Origin of the sequence: Brevundimonas vancanneytii (assembly GCF_901421975.1) — a bacterium.
Lineage (GTDB): Bacteria > Pseudomonadota > Alphaproteobacteria > Caulobacterales > Caulobacteraceae > Brevundimonas > Brevundimonas diminuta.
The window spans coordinates 708,346-726,644 of record NZ_LR588407.1; the positions used below are offsets into that span (position 1 = coordinate 708,346).

General features: G+C 70.1%; 15 protein-coding genes and 4 pseudogenes. 12 read left to right on the top strand and 7 right to left on the bottom strand.

The genetic code is table 11. From position 1 onward, the window contains the following. From FGL25_RS03475 to FGL25_RS03495, 5 genes and pseudogenes are all read right to left on the bottom strand, one after another. Positions 1-1,131, bottom strand: coding sequence for a DUF2336 domain-containing protein (locus FGL25_RS03475; protein ID WP_138140962.1), 1,131 nt, complete (start codon positions 1,129-1,131; stop codon positions 1-3). Further along, entirely contained in the window at positions 1,128-2,522 is a 1,395-nt protein-coding gene (locus tag FGL25_RS03480) for a hypothetical protein (protein ID WP_138140963.1), read from the bottom strand. Before FGL25_RS03480 ends, FGL25_RS03475 begins: the two co-directional genes overlap by 4 nt. A gap of 64 nt (positions 2,523-2,586) precedes the next feature. Further along, positions 2,587-3,630: an ABC transporter substrate-binding protein gene (locus FGL25_RS03485; RefSeq protein ID WP_252970000.1), complete on the bottom strand. Its 1,044-nt coding sequence runs from the start codon at positions 3,628-3,630 to the stop codon at positions 2,587-2,589. A gap of 670 nt (positions 3,631-4,300) precedes the next feature. Further along, on the bottom strand, positions 4,301-5,299 hold the full coding sequence (locus FGL25_RS17230) for a S10 family peptidase (RefSeq protein ID WP_252970001.1): 999 nt from the start codon (positions 5,297-5,299) through the stop codon (positions 4,301-4,303). 737 nt (positions 5,300-6,036) lie between these two features. Next, positions 6,037-7,861, bottom strand: a pseudogene (locus tag FGL25_RS03495) (ABC-F family ATP-binding cassette domain-containing protein). Positions 7,862-7,960: 99 nt separating this feature from the next. Here FGL25_RS03495 and FGL25_RS03500 point away from each other — a divergent pair. From FGL25_RS03500 to FGL25_RS16775, 11 genes and pseudogenes are all read left to right on the top strand, one after another. After that, a complete protein-coding gene (locus FGL25_RS03500; RefSeq protein ID WP_252970002.1) occupies positions 7,961-8,464 on the top strand; it encodes a TetR/AcrR family transcriptional regulator in 504 nt (167 codons plus the stop codon). After that, positions 8,439-8,552: a hypothetical protein gene (locus tag FGL25_RS17235; RefSeq protein WP_252970003.1), complete on the top strand. Its 114-nt coding sequence runs from the start codon at positions 8,439-8,441 to the stop codon at positions 8,550-8,552. The genes FGL25_RS03500 and FGL25_RS17235 overlap by 26 nt, the downstream gene beginning before the upstream one ends. Continuing rightward, a pseudogene (locus tag FGL25_RS03505) lies at positions 8,549-8,889 on the top strand (DMT family transporter). Before FGL25_RS17235 ends, FGL25_RS03505 begins: the two are co-directional and overlap by 4 nt. 40 nt (positions 8,890-8,929) lie before the next feature. Next, positions 8,930-9,409: a YcgN family cysteine cluster protein gene (locus tag FGL25_RS03510; protein ID WP_046653184.1), complete on the top strand. Its 480-nt coding sequence runs from the start codon at positions 8,930-8,932 to the stop codon at positions 9,407-9,409. 30 nt (positions 9,410-9,439) lie between these two features. Beyond that, positions 9,440-11,851 carry a PAS domain-containing protein gene (locus FGL25_RS03515; protein ID WP_138140964.1) on the top strand — a complete coding sequence of 804 codons (2,412 nt, stop codon included), beginning with the start codon at positions 9,440-9,442 and terminating at the stop codon, positions 11,849-11,851. Positions 11,852-11,972: 121 nt separating this feature from the next. Then, positions 11,973-12,428, top strand: coding sequence for a hypothetical protein (locus FGL25_RS03520; protein ID WP_138140965.1), 456 nt, complete (start codon positions 11,973-11,975; stop codon positions 12,426-12,428). Beyond that, positions 12,328-13,572 (top strand): DNA-packaging protein, encoded by a 1,245-nt coding sequence (locus FGL25_RS03525; protein ID WP_252970004.1) that lies wholly within the window; start codon positions 12,328-12,330, stop codon positions 13,570-13,572. Before FGL25_RS03520 ends, FGL25_RS03525 begins: the two co-directional genes overlap by 101 nt. A gap of 160 nt (positions 13,573-13,732) precedes the next feature. Next, positions 13,733-14,912 (top strand): annotated as a pseudogene (locus FGL25_RS03530) (phage portal protein). Positions 14,913-14,920: 8 nt separating this feature from the next. After that, on the top strand, positions 14,921-15,136 hold the full coding sequence (locus FGL25_RS03535) for a hypothetical protein (protein ID WP_138140966.1): 216 nt from the start codon (positions 14,921-14,923) through the stop codon (positions 15,134-15,136). Positions 15,137-15,282: 146 nt separating this feature from the next. Then, positions 15,283-15,687, top strand: a pseudogene (locus FGL25_RS03540) (HK97 family phage prohead protease); the annotation flags it as partial. A gap of 52 nt (positions 15,688-15,739) precedes the next feature. Continuing rightward, positions 15,740-15,886, top strand: coding sequence for a hypothetical protein (locus FGL25_RS16775; RefSeq protein WP_003165818.1), 147 nt, complete (start codon positions 15,740-15,742; stop codon positions 15,884-15,886). A gap of 5 nt (positions 15,887-15,891) precedes the next feature. Here FGL25_RS16775 and FGL25_RS03545 read toward each other — a convergent pair whose 3' ends face one another. Then, complete coding sequence (locus FGL25_RS03545; protein ID WP_138140967.1) at positions 15,892-16,422, bottom strand: shikimate kinase; 531 nt, start codon at positions 16,420-16,422, stop codon at positions 15,892-15,894. Positions 16,423-16,425: 3 nt separating this feature from the next. Next, positions 16,426-16,857, bottom strand: coding sequence for a hypothetical protein (locus FGL25_RS03550; RefSeq protein ID WP_138140968.1), 432 nt, complete (start codon positions 16,855-16,857; stop codon positions 16,426-16,428). 127 nt (positions 16,858-16,984) lie between these two features. Between FGL25_RS03550 and FGL25_RS03555 the strand changes: the two genes are divergently transcribed. Next, a complete protein-coding gene (locus FGL25_RS03555; protein WP_138140969.1) occupies positions 16,985-18,211 on the top strand; it encodes a phage major capsid protein in 1,227 nt (408 codons plus the stop codon). Positions 18,212-18,299 lie beyond the last annotated feature (88 nt).

The window sequence follows — 18,299 nt, forward strand, 5'->3', positions numbered from 1 at the left end:
CTAGGCCGCCTGCATGGCCTTGCGGGCGCGCCAGAAGCGCAGGGTCCGCAGGGCCGCCTCGCGCGTCAGCTCGTTGTACATCCCGGCATAGGCGCGGGCCTTGCCCATGGCGTTGTCGTCGGTGTTCAGCAGCACCACGGCGTAGGTCAGGAACAGGGCGCGATCCAGGTCCGCCGCCTTGCAGATGACGGCCAGGGCGTCCAGCTCGCGGCGCTCGATGATCTGGCGGGCGGTGTGGAAGTCGACGTCGGCCAGTTGCGACAGGGCGATCAGGAAGGCGGTCTGGCCGCCCGAACGCAGGAAGCGGGCCAGCACCTGGGGCGTCAGCTGGTTGGCGGCGCGCAGTTCCTCGACATAGGCCAGGCTCTCGGCGTAGTCGGCGGGCAGGGCGCCGTCCTCGGCGGCGACGCGCGTGCGGCCCGCGGCCAGGGCGCTTTCCAGCAGGGCCGGGTCCATGCGGGCGTTCTGCTCCAGGATGCGCTGACGCAGCCGGGCCTCGACGTCGAAATAGAGGTCGTTCAGCAGGTCGGGCGGCAGGCTGGCGCGCTCGACCGTGACGGCGTGCAGGGCCGGGTTGGCGCGGGCGCGCTCGACGGCGGTTTCGGTCGCGGCGCGCGACAGGGCGGCGCCTTCGTTGCCCAGAAGCACGCCCAGGGTCTCGTCGTCGCCGCGCTCGACGATGGCGTCGGACACGGCTTCGGACACGGCGGCGCGGCGGCTGACGGCGCGCATATGGCCCTGACCGCGCGAGCGCACCACGCCGATCAGATCGGCCTCGGTCAGCACCGGCGAGGTGCTGAGGACGGGGGCGGCGACGGTCTCGGTCTCGTCATTGGCCAGGCGGCGGATCAGCTGATGCGGGGCGTCCGGCGACTGGGCGAACCGTTCGGCCAGTTCGGCGCGCACGGCCGTCTCCATGGCGTCGGTCAGGTCGGACAGGACGGCGCCGTAGAGGGCGGTCTCGGTCTCCGTACGCTCGGCGGCGCCGAAGAAGCAGTCGGTCAGCTCACGCAGCAGGGCGCGGCGCTTGGGGCTGGACTCCTCCTGCGCCAGGGCGATCAGGTCAGGCAGGCGCGAGCCGGTCTCGGCCGGGCAAGCGACGGAGGGGGAGGGGGCGGCGCCGTCGCTCATGGCAGCATCGGGTCGTCGGCCAGCGGGGCGGCGCGCAGGCGGCCCTGGGCGTCGCGCATCACGGCGGGCGGCTCGGGCGGCTGGGCCAGGTCGTCGGAGGACGGCGTCTCGTTCAGCTCGACCGGCATGGCGTCCAGATAGTTGGGCGCAGGCAGGGGCGTGGCGTCGGGCTGGCGGCCCGCCTGGCGGTGGACGGAATAGTAGCGGGCGCTGCCCTGGGACGGGGCGTCATTGGACCCGGGCGGAGGCGTCGGGGCTGCGGGCGTTGCGGGCGCCTGACCCTGAGCCGGAGCGGGGGCGGGCGTCGCAGCGGGCGGCTGGGGCGTGTTCCGCTGCAACTGGAAGATCGGCGCGTCGCGGCGGGGGGCCATCGGATCGAAGGCCGGGTCGGCCGGAACGGGAGCCGGAGTCGGTGTCGGGGCGGGCGCAGGCTGGACGGGCGGCGCGGGGACGCGCTCAGGAATGCGTTCGGGAACAGGCGCGGGCTGCCGGACGGGCTCAGGAGCGGGTTGCTGGGCCGGTTGGGGCGCGACGGCGCGCGGGGCGGGCTGGACCGGGATGGGCTGGGCTGGCGCGGGCGGCGTCGGCCGCACAGGCTCGGGCATAGGCATCGGCGCCGGTTCGGGCAGCGGCGTGCGCTGGACGGGCGGCGGGGGCGCGGGTTGCATCTGGGGCTGGGCGTGCGTCCAGGGAACGTGGCCAGGCGCCGGAGCGCGCTCTATCGGCTGAGGCTGAGGCTGAGGCTGAGGCTGAGGCTGAGGCTGGGCCTCGGGGACGTAGGGCGCGGGGGCCTCGCCCGAAGGCGGCGGCGCGACGGGCTGGGGCGGGACCGAGAGAGGCTGACGCGTCCAGGGCGCCGGCTGATAGGTCGGCTGATACGGCGCCGGGGGCGTGTAGGCCGGCGCGGGCTGCTGGGCCGGGGGCGAGACGTAGGGGCCCCAGGTCGCGTCGGGATGGCTGGTCACGGGCCGGAAGTCGGGCGCAGGCGTCAGGGCGTTGGCCGACGACGGCGGAGCCGGGATCGGCGACGGCGCGCCCCAGGCCTGGGCGGGCGTCAGCTGACGGTTGTAGCCCGGCGCGCCGGCGCGCCACGGATAGCCGCCGTGCGGGATGACGGCCGGACGGGCGATGGTCTGAGCCGCGGGCGGCGCGAAGTAGGCAGCTTCCTGCGGCGGGGCGAAACCGTCGGCGGGCGCGGCCGGATAGGCGGGGGCCGTCTGGCTGGACGGATGGGCCTGGGCGCGGCCCGGCCAGGACAGCTGGCGATCATAGGCGGCGGGCGGGTAGGGCGTCTGAGCCTGGGGCGGCGCCCACGGCGCGGCCTGCGCCAGGGCGGCCGTCGAGGCGCCGAGCGCGGGCAGAAGGACGGCAATGGTGAGGATGCGCGGCACCGGCGCCTCGTGCAAGGTGAAGACGTTCAGCCAGACAGCCTAGGCGGTGCGGCTTAATCCGCGCCTAACGCCGGACAGGCTTAGCCGCGCGAGGGCAGATACTGGCTGGTGAAGGCCTCGCGCCAGTCGGGGGCGGCGGGATAGGCGTCCTGGGTCTGTTCGGCGAAGGCCTGCCAGCGTTCGGGGTCATGGCCCCAAGGCCGTAGAGGGCCGCGTCGCCGCCGTCGACCATGGCCTGGGCGCGCAGCGAGGCGCGGGCGGCGTCCAGCACGCGCTGGGGCAGGTCAGGATGGGCGCGGCGGATCAGGGCGTCGCCCTTGGCGCCGTCGCCGTGGACATAGTCGCGCCAGCCCTCGACCGAGGCGGCGATGAAGTCGCGCAGGGCCTGGGCGTTGTCGCGGGCGAAGGCGTTGGGCGCCAGCACCAGGCCGGAATAGGAGGGGTAGCCGTCCTCGGCCGGGGTCAGGACCAGGGGCTGGAAGCCGACCTCGCGCGCGATCAGGCTGGGCGCGCCGTCGGTCAGGCGGGCGATCAGCACGCTTTGGCGATCCTCGCGGAAGGCCTTCAGATTGTCCTCGGGGGCGCCGGTCTGCGCCTGGTCGGGCGTCAGGTCGAAGCGGGCGCGCAGCCAGGTCCAGAAGCCGGTCTGGTCGCCCGGCTCCATCAGGATGCGGCGGCCGCGCAGGACGGTCAGATCCTCCAGCTCCTGGCCGGGATGGGCCAGCAGGACGACGGGGTCTTTCTGCAGGAAGGCGGCCACGGCCTTGACCGGCGCCCGGTCGGCGATCAGCCGCAGGGGCAGGAAGCTGTCGCGGCCGACGGCCAGTTCGACCGCGCTGGCGGCCAGCAGGGCGGGGATGTCGGCGCCTGACGGCCCGGCCAGAATCTCGACGTTGAGGCCGCGCCGTTCATAGGCCCCGGTCGCGACGGCCTGGTAGAAGCCGCCGTGCAGGGCGCCGGCTGGGCCGCCCGCCGCGACCCGCAGGCGCACCCGGCCGGATTCGTCGGTCTGGGCCGGGCGTCGGCCGCACGCGGACAGGACGCCCAGGGCGGTCAAGCCGAGGGCGCCGGCCATCAGGCCGCGTCGGTGCAGGCGGGCGCGAGTCATCACGTCTAGGGTGTAGGGGGACGGGCCGCGCTTGGAAAGGCGGCGGGGCGTCGCCGGGCGGGATTTCAGCCCGGAAATCATGCGCCGGAATTGAGCGAGGGGACGTAACCCTTTGAGCCAGACCGTCGCCGGTCGGATCGCGGATCGCGTCCCCTCGCCAAGTCCGGGTTGGACTTGGCCGCTATCGGGTCGGAAGTCGGTCTTTAGCGTCGGCGGGCGGACCCGGCGTCGTTCGACTGTCATTCCATCGGCCCCTGGTCTTCGGCGTTCCGCAAGGCGAACCTCGCGCCGTCCGTCGATCCCGGCCTGGTTCTCCGTGATCCCGGCGCCGAAGCGCTAGAGGATCGGGAGCCTGGGCCCTGCTTCGGTGTTTCCGCGTCCTCCGAAGAGGCTTGGAACCCTGGGTCAGAGAGCCGGACCGGTCCGCTTGATCTCCGGGTCTCCCCGGATTTCCGCGCCGCCGTGTCCCCTCGGCCTGTTGACGTTCCCGCGAAATCCGTTATTGGGCAAGCGCCCAAATTGGACCGTCTGTGCGGAATTCTCCCGGACCCGGTGGGCAAGTCTGTGGATATCTGTGGACGGACGAAATTCGCGGAAGCGGATCAGCGTCTTGCGTTGTCCACAGGAAAGCGACCGCCACCCGCTCGCAGGAGCGGATGGCGGCGGATCATCAGCGTGCGCGGATGAAGGTGCGGATGTCGTTCGACAGCTTCTTCAGGTCGTCGTCGCGGACGTACATCATGTGGCCCGAGTGGTAGTAGTGCCACTCGATGCGGCCGTCGGTCGGGAAGCCCGGACGGTTCAGCGAGTATTCGGCGCCGAAGAAGGGCGTGGCGAAGTCGTAGTAGCCCTGGCCCACCCAGACGCGCAGGCCGCTGTTCTCACGCAGGGCGCGGCCGATGTAGGGGGCCACGTTCAGATATTCCGCGCCGCCGCGCCCGGCGGTCGGCAGGTTCCAGTCCCAGTTCCGGGTGCCGCCGATCGAGGAATAGACCACGTCGGGCGAATACTTCAGGCCTTCGCGCGCCCAGGCGTTCATGGCGGCGGTATAGGCGCCGTCGATGCCGTAGAAGCTGGGGTCGTTGTCCGGGCGGTCGCTGGCGTTGTCGTAGTCGACGCCGGTGTAGCGGGCGTCCAGACGGCCGATGGTCAGGCCGCGATCCCGCAGCAGCTCCTTGTAGAAGCGGCCGGGCGACAGGCGCAGGTTGGCGTTGCTCAGATAGGTCTGCGAGATGCCGGTGTAGCGCGACAGCTGCTGCAGGATCGTCGCCCGTTCGTCGGCCGGCAGGGCGTTGCCCTTCAGCAGGGCTGAGGCGTAGGGGCCGATGGCCCAGGCGCGGGCCTCGGCGACGAATTCCTCGACCGTGGCGGGCTTGTTCGGCACCTTGTCGTGGTACCAGGCGGCGGCCGCCATCGAGGGCAGGGTGGTGACGAAGCCCAGCTCATTGCCCTGGGCGTCGGCGGCCAGGCTGAAGTCGAGGATCGACGAGATCAGCAGGATGCCGTTGATCGATACGTCGGTGTAACTGCCTTCCAGCTCGTTGATCACCGCCGCCGAACGGGTGGTGCCGTAGCTCTCGCCGCCGATGAATTTCGGCGCGTTCCAGCGGCCATGCTCGTTCAGCCACAGGCGGATGAACTCGGCGATCGACTTGGCGTCCTTGGTCACGCCCCCAGTAGTCGGCCGGGTCGGTCTTGCCCAGGGCGCGGCTGAAGCCGGTGCCGATCGGGTCGATGAAGACGATGTCGGTGACGTCCAGCAGGGAGTCGACGTTGTCGATGATGGGGAAGGGCGCAGCGCCGTCGTCACGGGCGTCCGACGGCACGACCACGCGCTTGGGCCCGAAGGCGCCCATGTGCAGCCACAGGGAGCCCGAGCCGGGGCCGCCGTTCCACAGGAAGGTCACGGGACGGTTCGGGTCCGTCGGGCCTTCCTTGATGTAGCTGTAGGAGACCATGGCCGCGAGCGGCTTGCCTTCCTTGTCCTTCAGATAGGTCTCGCCGGCGATGGCGCGGTAGGCGATGCGCTGGCCGCCGAAGACGCCGGTGTGGCGGGTCTCGGACATGACGGGCGGCGGGATGGCGGCTTCGGTGCGGTTCGCGGCGGCGGCGACATCGACGCGCGGCGCGCCTTGAGGCCCGCTCTGGCCCCCGCTTTGCGCCATGGCCGGCCCGGCCAGGGCCAGCGCCGAGGCGGCGACGACAAGCAGTCTCTTCATGGATAAACCCCCAGTTTGTCTACGCGGCTCCCCCTCGAGAGCCGGGCGCGCGAACGACGCCGCCCAGCTTGGAATGAGGCGGCAAGCGGGGGCGAATGTAAACCGTGGGTTCCGCCCTTATCGCGGAAGGGTTGGCTGGATACGGAGGGATTTGGCGAAGAATGTGCGGCGTGTCGCAGCGTGTTTCTCAGCCCGCCAGATCGGCCTTCTTCTCTTCCAGCTCCAGCCAGTCCAGTTCGGCGGCCTCCAGCTCAGCGCGGGCCTTTTCGGCGGCCTTCATGGCGCGGTCGAAGGCGGCCGGGTCGCGCGCATAGAGGTCGGGGTCGGCCAGGACGGCGTCCTGTCGGGCGATCTCGACCGGCAGGGTCTCCATCAGCTTTTCGACCTCTTCCAGACGGCGGGCGTCCTTGTAGGAGAGCTTGGCCTGTTTCTTCGGGGCGCGGTCAGAAGGCTCCGCCTTCTCGATCCGACGCGTCCCGGAGGGGGCGGCCTCGGCGTGGGTCGGGGGCGGGGCGAGGAAGCCGGGGTTCTGGCGCAGGAAGTCCTGCCAGCCGCCGGGAGTCTCGACCACGTCGCCGCGGCCGTTCAGGGCGATGGTCGAGGTGGCCAGACGGTCGACGAAATCGCGGTCGTGCGACACCAGGATCAGGGTGCCGTCGTAAGATTCGAGCAGCTCCTCCAGCTTCTCCAGCGTGTCCATGTCGAGATCGTTGGTCGGCTCGTCGAGGATCAGCAGGTTGGCGGGTTGGGCCAGGGCGCGCGCCAGCAGCAGCCGGTTGCGCTCGCCGCCCGAGAGGGTGGAGATGGGCTGCTTCAGCTGGGCCTCCTGGAACAGGAAGTCCTTGGCGTAGGCGGCGACGTGCATGGAGCGGCCGCGCACCAGAATGCTGTCGCCGCCGCCCGGCGTCAGGGCGTCCCACAGGGTCATGTCCGACTTCAGCCCCTCGCGCGACTGATCGAGGTAGAGGGGTTCGAGGTTGGCGCCCATGCGGACGGCGCCCTCGTCCGGGGCCAGTTCGCCCAGCAGCACCTTGACCAGGGTGGTCTTGCCCGCGCCGTTGGGGCCGACGATGGCCAGCCGGTCGCCGCGGATGATGCGGGTCGTCAGGTTCTTGAAGATGGTCCGGTCGCCGAACGCCTTGCTGACGCCCTTGATGTCGGCGACCAGCTTGCCCGAGACGGCGCCGGAATCGACGCCGAGGTTCAGTTCGCGCGGCAGATCCTTGACCCGTTCGGCCCGGTCCAGACGCATCTGCTGCAGGGCGCGGGCGCGGCCCTCGTTGCGAGTGCGCTGGGCGGTGATGGAGCGGTAGAAGGTGTAGGTCTCGGCCTCGATGCGCTTGGTCAGGCGGCGCAGGGACTCGGCCTCTTCCTCCATGACCTTGGCGGCCCAGTCGTCGAACTCGACGAAGCCCTTGTTGAGGGTGCGCACCCTTCGGCCTTCCAGCCAGTGGACGGTGTCGGTGACGCGGTTCAGGAAGGCGCGGTCGTGGCTGACGACCAGCAGGGCGAAACGGGCCTGGATCAGCTCGTTCTCCAGCAGTTCGATGGCCAGGATGTCGAGGTGGTTGGTCGGCTCGTCCAGCAGCAGCAGGTCGGGCTCTTCGGCGAAGGCCTTGGCGAGGGCGGCGCGGCGGATCTCGCCGCCGGACAGGCCTTGCGTCGACTTGGTTGGGTTGAGGCCGAAGGTCTCCAGCCAGCTTTCGGCGGTCCAGCGTTCGGCCTCGCCCGAGGCGGCGTAGTCGGCCAGGGTCTCGCCGGTGATGACCGGCTCCTGCGGGACATAGGCGAAGCGGGTGCCGGCCTGGACCGAGCGGTCGCCCCGAGTCCGGCTCGATCAGGCCCATGACCACCTTCATCAGGGTGGACTTGCCCGCCCCGTTGCGGCCGACCAGGGCGGCGCGGCTGCGCGGCTCCATCGCCATGTCGACGCCGTCGAACAGCGGGCGGGGGCCGTCCTGAAGGCGGACGTCCTTGAGGGCGACGAGAGGGGGGCGAGCGGCCATGAACACCAGTCCGAAAAGGGAGGCGACGCCTATAGCGCGGACCGGGGGGCAAGGGCCAATGTTTCAGGATTTACATGAAACCGTCCAGACGGTATGCCGCTTTGCATGGACGCTCAATCGACCCGCCGCAAGCCTGAAGACACCCGCCGCCAGATCATCGACATGGCCATCGAGATCGCCGCAGACCAGGGGGCCATGGGGGTGACGCTGGATGCGGTGGTGGCGCGCCTACCGTTCAGCAAGGGGGCCTTGCTGCATCACTTCCCCAACAAGCTGGCCCTGCTGGAGGGGGTGATCGACCATCTGGCGTCCGAAATGACGGCGGCGGTGCTGGCCGAGGCGGCGCGCGATCCCAACCCCTATGGCCGCAACGCCCGGGCCTATCTGCGGACGATCGTCAGCGAACCCGCGACGGAGCGCGACTTCAGCATCGGCCGCGCCGCCCTGGCCGCCTGCGCCATCGAGCCGCTCCTGATCCCGCGCTGGCGGGCGGCGATGCGGACGCTGGCGGCGGACGACCCCGAAGACCTTGCCGGCAAGGACGACGCCCTGATGCTGGCGTCTGATCGCCGACGGTCTGTGGATGAGCGACCTGTTCGGAACGCATGAGGTGTCGCCGGAGCAGAGAAAGGCCCTGCTGTCGCTGCTGACGCCGGGCAGTCTGCTGACGGACGCCTATGGCGAGGGCGCTGAATGAGCCCGACGACCTGGCTGGCCCTGCTGGGGGCGATCGGTTTCGAAGTGATGGGGACGACCCTGCTGCAGCAGTCGCCAGCAGTTCACCAAACCCTGGCCGACGGCGGGGCTGGCGGTCTGTTACGGCATCGCCTTCTACCTGCTGACCCTGGCGCTGAAGCAGATGCCGGTGGGGCTGGCCTATGCGATCTGGAGCGGGCTGGGGGTGGTGCTGGATTTCGGTGATCGGCCTGTTCCTGTTCAAGCAGAAGCTGGACCTTCCGGCGATCATCGGCCTGGCGCTGATCATCGGCGGGGTGGTGGTGATCAACCTCTTCTCCAAGAGCGTCAGTCACTGAAACCGCGACAGATGGGGATTTGGGGCGTATAGCCGCGCCCATGAATTCCACCTCGCCCAAGCCTTTCTGGGAAACCAAGACCCTGGCGGAGATGTCTCCGTCCGAGTGGGAGAGCCTGTGCGACGGCTGCGGCCTGTGCTGCGTCATCCGTTTCGAGGACGAGGATACGGGGCAGATCATCCCGACACGGGTGCACTGCAAGCTGTTCGACCCGGACCGTTGCACCTGCACCGACTACGCCCAGCGCCAGGCCGAGGTGCCGGACTGCGTGCAGCTGACGCCGGACAACATCGAGCGGCTGAAGTGGATGCCTCTGTCGTGCGCCTATCGTCGGCTGCATGAAGGGCGGACGCTGGCCTGGTGGCACCCGCTGGTGTCCGGCGACCCGGAGACGGTGCACGCGGCCGGGGTCTCGGTGCGGCGCCAGACGGTTTCGGAGCTGGCGTTGAAGGAGCCGGAGGACGCGCTGGAGTTCGAGGCTCCGGAGTGGATGGGCGAACGCGGCTCTGCTAACGAATAATTCGTCCGCAGGGGGGTAGGATGGGGGCAGATGGGCTTTGTCGCAGCACAAAAGAGGGCGAAGACCGGCGCGCGGGATGCGTTTGACCGGCTGACGGCGATCGCCTGCGCGGCGTTCCGCGCGCCTCACGCCATGATCACCGTGCTGGACGAGGACCGCGCCGTCTTTCTGTCCGGCGTGGGGCTGGATGAGATCAGCATTCCGCGCATGAGCAGCGTCAGCCACGCCCTGGCGAGCCTGGGGCCCGAAGCGGTGGTGGCGGTCGAGGACGCGCTGGAGCATCCGGTCTATCGCGATCATCCGATGGTGACGGGCGAACCGCGGGTGCGCTTCTTCCTGGGGGCCATGGTGTGCGCGGGCGACGGCCGCCCGGCGGGCGCCATCGGCGTGATGGACGTCAACCCGCGTCCTGCGCCGACGGAGACGGAGCTGCGGCTGATCCGCGAACTGGCCGGCCTGGCGGGCGAACTGATGGAGCACGCCGAGGCCATGCGCCAGGAGGCGGCGCGTCTGGAGACGCTGCGGCTGGCTGAGGACATGGTCGGGGTCGGGCGCTGGCGCTATGAGATCACGACGGGGGCCGTGACCTGGTCGGACGAGATCTATCGCATCCATGCGATCGCGCCGGGCGCCTTCTCGCCCAAGCTGGAGGACGTGTTCAGCCACTATCACGAAGACGACCGCGCGGAGATTCAGCGCCTGGTCGAGCGGGCGCTGAAGACGGGCGAGGGCTATACCTTCAAGTTGAGGCTGGTCGGGGCCGACGGCGTCGAGCGCGTCGTGGCGGCCGAGGGGGCGACCGAGAAGGACACTACCGGCCGGGTGATCGCCCTGTTCGGCGTGCTGCAGGACGTGACCGAGCGCGAGCGGCTCCTGCGGGCGGCGCAGACCAATGAGCGGCGCTATCGCCTGCTGGCCGAGAACACCGGCGACGTCATCACCCGGGTCAAGATGGACGGGTCGAGCAAATACATCTCGCCGGCGATCCAGCAGCTTCTGGGCTGGACGTACGAGGAGATGAGCGGCCAGTCGACCGACTATGTCCACCCCGAGGACCGCCATCTGGTGCTGGGCGCCATCGGCAAGGCGGTGAAGACCGGCGAGCCGACCCGCCTGGAGCACCGGGCGGTGCACAAGAACGGCGAGACCGTCTGGGTCGAATGCACCTTCAAGGCCCTGAAGGACGAGCACGGCCAGGTCGATGACGTGGTGGTGGTGATCCGCGACATGACCCAGCGCAAGACGCTGGAGGCCGAGGTGCTGGAGGCCAAGGAGACCGCCGAGGCGGCGGTGCAGGCCAAGAGCGAGTTCCTGGCCAATATGAGCCATGAACTGCGGACGCCGCTGACCAGCGTCATCGGTTTTTCCGGCCTGTTGCAGGGATCGGAGCATCTGCCGCCGGAAGAGCGCATCTATGTCGAGCGCATCGCCACGGCGTCGGAGGCCCTGCTGGGCGTCATCAACGACATCCTCGACTATTCCAAGCTGGAAGCCGACGCCATCGAGATGGACCCCGAGCCGTTCGACACGCGGGCCCTGGTGGACGGCGCTGCCGCCATCATCGAGAGCCAGTGCTCGCTCAAGGGGCTGATCCTGCGGGTGGTGGTGGCCGCCGATACGCCTGCGCGCCTGACCGGCGACAAGGGGCGGTTGCGCCAGGTGATGCTGAACTTCCTGTCCAATGCGGTGAAGTTCACGGCGCGGGGCGAGGTGACGCTGACGCTGGACGGACGGTTCGACGAGAGCGGCCTGTGGCGGATGCGGGCGGCGGTCAGCGACACCGGCATCGGCATACCGCCGGAAAAAATCAGCGAACTGTTCCATCGCTTCACCCAGGCCGACGCCTCGACGACGCGGGTCTATGGCGGGACGGGGCTGGGGCTGGCGATCTCGCGCCGTCTGGTCGAACTGATGGGCGGGGAGATCGGGGTGGACAGCACGCCGGGACAGGGCTCGACCTTCTGGTTCGAGGCGCCGCTGGCCGTGGCCGAGGCCGAGAACGATGCGGTCGAGACGCGTCAGGGACAGGCGGCCGACTCTGCGATCGGCGGGCGGGTGCTGATGGCCGACGACGCGGCGGCGAACCGTGAACTGGTCAGCGCCATCCTGAGAAATCTGGGGCTGGAGGTCGAGGCCGTCGCCGACGGCGCCGAAGCGGTCCATGCGGTGCATTCGGGCGCCTATGACCTGGTGCTGATGGATGTGCACATGCCGGTCATGGACGGGCTGCAGGCCACGCGCGAAATCCGCCGGATGCAGGCGGGGACCGGGCGACGGACGCCGATCCTGGCGCTGACGGCCAACGTCCAGTCGGAGCAGGTGGTGCGCTGTCTGGAGGCGGGGATGGACGGCCACCTGGCCAAGCCGATCCAGATCGCCGAACTGGCCGCCGCCCTGACGCGGTGGCTGTCCTGCGACCAGCCGCCTGCGATGGCGGTATAGGCGAAGGCCATCTCGTCCCGGCTATCGCAGCCGGGGGCGCCGATCCCTGTAAATTCCCGGCTTTGCGAGGTTCTGGAGGCTGTTCGCCAGCCTGAGGACGCTGGTCCGCTATGGTTCGGTCATGGCGGGAAAAGGGGACGAGGCGGGGCGGGCGGCGGCAGTGGCCGAATGGCTGGACGACGCGCTGGGGCGGCTGATGCAGCTGACCGACGAAGCGATCGCCGTGGTGGCCGCCGCGGAGCCGCCGGCCGATGTGGCCGAGGCCGAGAAGCGGGGGCGCGCTATCGGCGTGCTGGCCCGCACGGCCAAGGCTGTGGCGGCCTTGGCGGCCTCGTCCCCTCGAAAGCCTCGCGACCCTGAAGAGGACGGAATGAGCGAAGACGATCGTGACATCAGCGACGACGAAGAACGGACCGTGCGGGCAGAGCTGCAGTCTCGTCTCGATCATCTTCTCGGGGTCGCAGAGCGCAAGGGGTTTGGCGCAGCGGCGGCTGGATCAGGCGACGCGCGGGGAGCTGCTGCGGCTGCTGAAGGCGACGCCGAGGCTGAACGACGATCAGGTCTGGCCGCCGCCTGATACGGATTGGCGGACCTGGGTGCTGCTGGGCGGGCGCGGGTCGGGCAAGACCTTCGCGGGCGGGTTCTGGATGAATGAGCTGGCCAAGACGGAGGATCGCACCTTCGCCCTGGTGGGTCCGGCGCTGCACGACGTGCGCGAGGTGATGGTCGAGGGGCCGTCGGGGCTGAAGGCGCAGGCGCCGGGCGACAACCGGCCGCGCTGGGAGGCGGGGCGGCGCCGGCTGGTCTGGCCCTCGGGCGCGGCGGCCTATGCGTTTTCGGCGGAAGACCCGGACAGCCTGCGCGGGCCGCAGTTTCACGCGGCCTGGGCGGATGAGTTCTGCGCCTGGAGGAACATCGAGACGACGTTGTCGAACCTGAGGTTCGGGCTGCGGCTGGGGGCGGATCCCAAGCTGGCGATCACGACGACGCCTCGGCCGATTCCGGCGTTGCGGCGGTTGCTGGCCGAGCCGGGAGTGGTGAAGGCGCGGCTGGCGACGAAGGACAATGCGGACAATCTGGCGCCGGGGTTTCTGGGGCATCTGCAGGCGCTCTACGCCGGGACGCGGCTGGAGGCGCAGGAGATGGAGGGGCTGGTGGTCGAGGCCGACGGCGCCCTGTTCCGGGCCGAGGACCTGGCGCGGGCGCGAGGCGGGCGTCCGGCGAAGTTCGAGCGGGTGGTGGTGGCGGTCGATCCGCCCGCCAGCGCCCACGGCGACGCCTGCGGGATCGTGGTCGCGGGGCGCAAAGATAAGACGGGCTATGTGCTGGCGGATCGCTCGGCGCGGGGGCTGTCGCCTGCGGGCTGGGCGCGGCGCGCAGCCGAGACGGCGCGGGAGTTCGAGGCCGATCTGGTGCTGGCGGAGGCCAATCAGGGCGGGGAGATGGTGCGCACCCTGCTGGGGCAGGCGGACTGTCCGGCGCAGGTGAGGCTGGTCCACGCCAGCAGGAGCAAGAAGGCGCGGGCGGAGCCGGTGGCGGCCTTGTATGAGCAAGGGCGGGTGGTCCACTGCGGCGCGTTTCCGGCGCTGGAGGAAGAGATGATGGCGCTGGGGAGCGAGACGCCGGGGGGCAAGAGCCCGGATCGGGCGGATGCGCTGGTCTGGGCGCTGACGCATCTGCTGCTGGCCGGGAAGACGCAGCCGAGGTTGCGGGCGTTGTGATCTGATCCTTCTCCCCTTGTGGGAGAAGGTGGACGGCGAAGCCGGACGGATGAGGGGTGCGAGGAAGCAGGCTGGGGGCTTCCGGGCGGACCTCGCGTCGACACCCCTCATCCGGCCCTGACGGGCCACCTTCTCCCACAAGGGGAGAAGGAAGACAGACATGGAGATTTCGATGGATTGGCGACGACCGTTCGGTCGGCGGCGCATGGCTGCGCCCGAGATCAAGGATAGCCGCGCGGGGCCGCTGATCGCCCTGACTTCGGCTGGCCGTCCCCGGTGGACGCCGCGCGATTACGCCCATCTGGCCGATGAGGGGTTCGGCAAGAACGCCGTGGCCTATCGCTGCGTGCGGATGATCGCGGAGGCGGCGGCCTCGACGCCGTTGATGGTCATGGTCGGGGGCGTGCGGAGCGCGGAGCATCCGCTGGCGCGGCTGATCGACAAACCCAATCCCGAGCAGTCGGGCGGGGAGTTGATGGAGGCGCTGTACGGCGCGCTCCAGACGGCGGGCAACGCCTATGTCGAGGCGACGGGCGACGCTGACGGGGACGGGGCGCCGGACGAGCTGTGGGCGCTGAGGCCGGACCGGGTGAAGGTGGTCCCCGGAAGGGCGGGGTGGCCGGAAGCCTATGAGTATGCGGTCGGCGGGCGCGCGGTGCGGATCGCGCGGCATGGCGACGGCTGGTCGCCGGTCATGCATCTGAAACTGTTTCATCCGACGGATGATCACTACGGGTTCTCGCCGCTGGAGGCGGCGGCCTTCGCCATCGACGTGCACAATGCGTCGGGGGCCTGGAACAAGGCGTTGCTGGACAATGCGGCGCGGCCGTCGGGGGCGCTGGTCTATGGCGCCAAGGACGGGGAGCGGCTGACGGCGGATCAGTTCGAGGCGCTGAAGGCGGAACTGGGCGAGGCTCATGCCGGGGGCGCGCAACGCCGGGCGGCCGCTGCTGCTGGAAGGCGGGCTGGACTGGAAGCCGATGAGCCTGACGCCGCACGACATGGACTTCATCGCCGGGAAACACGCGGCGGCGCGGGAGATCGCCCTGGCGTTCGGGGTGCCGCCGCAGCTGCTGGGGATACCGGGGGATGCGACCTACGCCAACTATCGCGAAGCGAACGCGGCCTTCTGGCGCGGGACGGTGATCCCGCTGGTGAGGAAGGCGGCGGGGGCGATGACGGGCTGGCTGGGGAGCCGCTTCGTCGATTGCCGGATCGAGCCGGATCTGGATGCGGTTCCGGCCCTGCAGGTCGAGCGCGACGCGCTGTGGGCGCGGTTGAATGCGGCGAGCTTCCTGACCGAGGACGAGCGGCGCCGGATGGCCGGGGTGGAGGCGTGATGGAGGCGATGAAGAAGATGCCCGTCGCCCTGATTGCGGCCTTGCTGGTGCAGACGGTGGGCGGCCTGGTGTGGGCGGGCGGGGCGGCGGCGCGGATCGCGACGCTGGAACAGCGCGTAGGCGAGCAGAGGCTGGTCGCCGAGCGGCTGGCGCGGCTGGAGGCGCAGGGCGAGGCCACGCGCGCGGCTGTCGAGCGCATCGAGCGGCGACTGGAGGGGAAGTGATGGGGAAGCGCTCGTCCTTCTCCCCTTGTGGGAGAAGGTGGCCCGAAGGGCCGGATGAGGGGTTGCGCGACCCCTCACCCGACCGCGCGAGGACGACGGCTGCGCCGCCGTGCGCGGTCTCCCTCTCCCGCAAGGGGAGAGGGACGCTATTCATCGCTGGCTACGCTTCGTTGTGGGGCGTGGCCGATCTGAACGGCGACGTGACGGCGCGCGGGGTGTTTGCGGACAGTCTGGCCAAGACCGGCGCGGGCGGGGTGCGGATGCTGCATCAGCACGAGAGCCGCGCGGTGGTCGGCGTCTGGGACCGGATGGTCGAGGACGAGCGCGGCCTGTGGGTCGAGGGACGGATCGAGGACTGGTCCGCCGAGGCCCGCTATGCGGCCGCCCTGGCGCGGGCTGGGGCGCTGGACGGGCTGTCGATCGGCTTTCGGGCGATGAAGGCGCGGCGCGACGGGCGCTTGAGGGTGCTGAGCCGGGCGGAGTTGTGGGAGGTGTCGCTGGTGACGTTCCCGATGCTGCCGGGGGCGCGGTTCAGAGCGAAAACAGATTGACGACTCCCGCCCTGCGAAGGCTGATGCGGCCTTCGCAAGGCGGGAGCGGGCGATGGACAAGAAGAGCGGCGGAACCTTTGTTCTGGGCGTGTGCGGAGGCATCATCCTGGGCGCGCTGATCGACAACATGGCCATAGGCCTGCTGTTGGGCTTCGCCGTGGGGTTCGGCCTGGTGAAGCTGAACCGCAGGAAGTCGTAGCGGACCTATCGGTCGGCCAGATGGACGGCGATGCGCTCGGCGGCCTGGGACGGCGAGCAGGCCTCGGTGTCGATGGTCAGGTCGGCGGGCGGCATGGCGGCCAGGCTGGCGTCGAAGTCGGCGCGGAGACGACGCAGCAGATCGACCGACTGAAGCTTGCCGAAGGCGGCGCGGCTGGGCTGGACGATCCGGCGTTCCTGTTCCTCGGGCGAGACGGCCAGGGCGATGAAGGTCACGACGCCGCCGAACGGTTCGATCACCGCCTGAACGCGTACGGGGAAGCCGGGGTCCACCGTGGCCTCGGGCGCGAAGGTGAAGATGAGCGAGCGCTCGGCGCGGGCCGCCTCGGCGAAGGTCTGGAGCCAGAAGGCTTCGCGCAGGCGGATGAATGGCTCGGAGCCGAAGTCGAACACGGCGCCGACGGCGTCGACGACGAAGTGGTTGTGGAACAGCGGCAGGCCGGTCAGGCGCGCCAGTTCGCGGCCGACGGTCAGCTTTCCCGCGCCGACGGGGCCGTAGAGGAAGACGATCTGCATGGCTCAGAGCTTGGGCGAGGCGAGGGGGCGATCGTCGCGGCGGCCGTGCAGTTCGGGTGTTTCCTGGTCGTAGCCGCGCAGGGCGATGGCGCAGGTTTCGGGCGTCTGGCGCGAGGCGACGGCGGGGCTGCGGCCTCTGTCATAGGCTTCGCGGAGGGCGCGGCGTTCGGCCTGGTCCGCGGTCGGGACGTGGCGATGGAGGTGCGCCGCGAAAGCCTGATCGCCGGCGCTGTCGCGATTGAGATGCTCGCAGGCGCCCAGGGTCTCGAACATCCGCAGATTGATCGAGGTGTAGGCCGAAAGGCGTCCCTGGCCCGGCGAGAGGCGCGGCGTCTCTGACGACGAGGCGGCGGAGGGGCGTTGAGCCGAAGCGTCATGCGCCGTGCATGACATGAGCCCAGCCGCAGACACGGCGGCGACGGCGATCTTGAACATTGATCCATCCCTTGATCCGAGGACGGCGTAGCACGGTTCCCCGGATGCACGAAGGATCGCACGGGTTCCGGGCCTGGCCCGGTTGACGGCGCGCCGCAGGACGGTCGCGCATTTTTCTGGAGAGACCATGAAAGAGATCAAGACCGTCTCGGGCCATCCCGAGGCGCGCGCCGCCATGCATGAGATGATGGCCGCGTTCGAGGCTTTCAAAGGGGCCAATGACGCCCGTCTGGACGAGATCGAGAAGAAGGCTTCGGCCGATGCGCTGCTGGAGGAGAAGGTGGCGCGCATCGATCAGGCCGTGGCCAGCGCGCAGGCGCGCATGGACCGTGTGTTGAGCGAGAGCCGCCGTCCGATGTTGGGCGCCGAGCCGCCCGCCGTGGTCGCGGCGCCGGAGGCGAAAGCGGCGTGGGACGGCTATATGAAGTCGGGCGCCTCGCATGGGCTGGAGCTGAAGGCGGGGCTGTCGTCGGCGTCGAACTCGGCGGGCTATGTCGTGCCTCCGGAGACGGAGCGCGCCATCGAGCGTCGCCTGATGGCGGGCAGTCCGATGCGTGAGATCGCCACGGTGCGCACGGTCGGCTCGGGCGTGTTCAGGAAGCCGGTGTCGACGGCTGGGGTACAGGCGGGCTGGGTCGCCGAGACGGCGGCGCGGCCCGAGACGGACCCGGCGACGCTGGCGTTGCTGGAGTTCTCTTCGGCCGATCTTTACGCCTGTCCGGCGGCGACGCAGAGCCTGCTGGACGACGCCCTGATCGACCTGGACGAATGGCTGGCGGCCGAGGTCGAGGACGCCTTTGCGGCGCAGGAGACGGCGGCCTTCGTCAGCGGCGACGGGGTCAACAAGCCCAAGGGCTTCCTGGCCTATGCGACGGCGACCGAGGGGACGCAGACCTGGGGCCAAATCGGCACGGTGGCGTCGGGCGCGGCGGGCGCCTTCGCCAGCGCCAGTCCGGTCGATAAGCTGATCGACCTGATCTATGCGCCCAAGGCCCAGTATCGGCCGAACGGGCGTTTTGTGATGAACCGGCGCACGGTCTCGGCGGTGAGGAAGTTCAAGGACGCGGACGGGAACTATGTCTGGTCGCCGGCGACGCGGCCGGGCGAGACGGCCAGTCTGCTGGGCTATCCGGTCACCGAGATCGAGACGATGCCGGATGTGGCGGCGAACAGTCTGTCGATCGCGTTCGGGGACTTTGCGCGCGGCTATCTGATCGTGGATCGCGCGGGGGTGCGGGTGCTGCGCGATCCCTATTCGGCCAAGCCCTATGTGCTGTTCTACACGACCAAGCGTGTCGGCGGCGGGGTGCAGAACTTCGACGCGATCAAGCTGATGAAGTTCGCGGCTTCGTAAGGGCGGCGAACGAGAGCCCTCTCCCCTTGTGGGAGGGTGAGGGGTGTCGCGGGCGCAAGACCCCTCATCCGTCCGCCTTCGGCGGCCA

Bases quoted from the DNA above. Each gene is read 5' to 3' on its own strand.
- FGL25_RS03510 (WP_046653184.1), top strand. From the start codon at position 8,930: ATGAATTCCACCTCGCCCAAGCCTTTCTGGGAAACCAAGACCCTGGCG.
- FGL25_RS03550 (WP_138140968.1), bottom strand. From the start codon at position 16,857: ATGTTCAAGATCGCCGTCGCCGCCGTGTCTGCGGCTGGGCTCATGTCA.
- FGL25_RS03515 (WP_138140964.1), top strand. From the start codon at position 9,440: ATGGGCTTTGTCGCAGCACAAAAGAGGGCGAAGACCGGCGCGCGGGAT.
- FGL25_RS03500 (WP_252970002.1), top strand. From the start codon at position 7,961: ATGGACGCTCAATCGACCCGCCGCAAGCCTGAAGACACCCGCCGCCAG.
- FGL25_RS03555 (WP_138140969.1), top strand. From the start codon at position 16,985: ATGAAAGAGATCAAGACCGTCTCGGGCCATCCCGAGGCGCGCGCCGCC.
- FGL25_RS03545 (WP_138140967.1), bottom strand. From the start codon at position 16,422: ATGCAGATCGTCTTCCTCTACGGCCCCGTCGGCGCGGGAAAGCTGACC.
- FGL25_RS03520 (WP_138140965.1), top strand. From the start codon at position 11,973: ATGGCGGGAAAAGGGGACGAGGCGGGGCGGGCGGCGGCAGTGGCCGAA.
- FGL25_RS16775 (WP_003165818.1), top strand. From the start codon at position 15,740: ATGGACAAGAAGAGCGGCGGAACCTTTGTTCTGGGCGTGTGCGGAGGC.
- FGL25_RS03535 (WP_138140966.1), top strand. From the start codon at position 14,921: ATGAAGAAGATGCCCGTCGCCCTGATTGCGGCCTTGCTGGTGCAGACG.
- FGL25_RS17235 (WP_252970003.1), top strand. From the start codon at position 8,439: ATGAGCGACCTGTTCGGAACGCATGAGGTGTCGCCGGAGCAGAGAAAG.
- FGL25_RS03485 (WP_252970000.1), bottom strand. From the start codon at position 3,630: ATGACTCGCGCCCGCCTGCACCGACGCGGCCTGATGGCCGGCGCCCTC.
- FGL25_RS03475 (WP_138140962.1), bottom strand. From the start codon at position 1,131: ATGAGCGACGGCGCCGCCCCCTCCCCCTCCGTCGCTTGCCCGGCCGAG.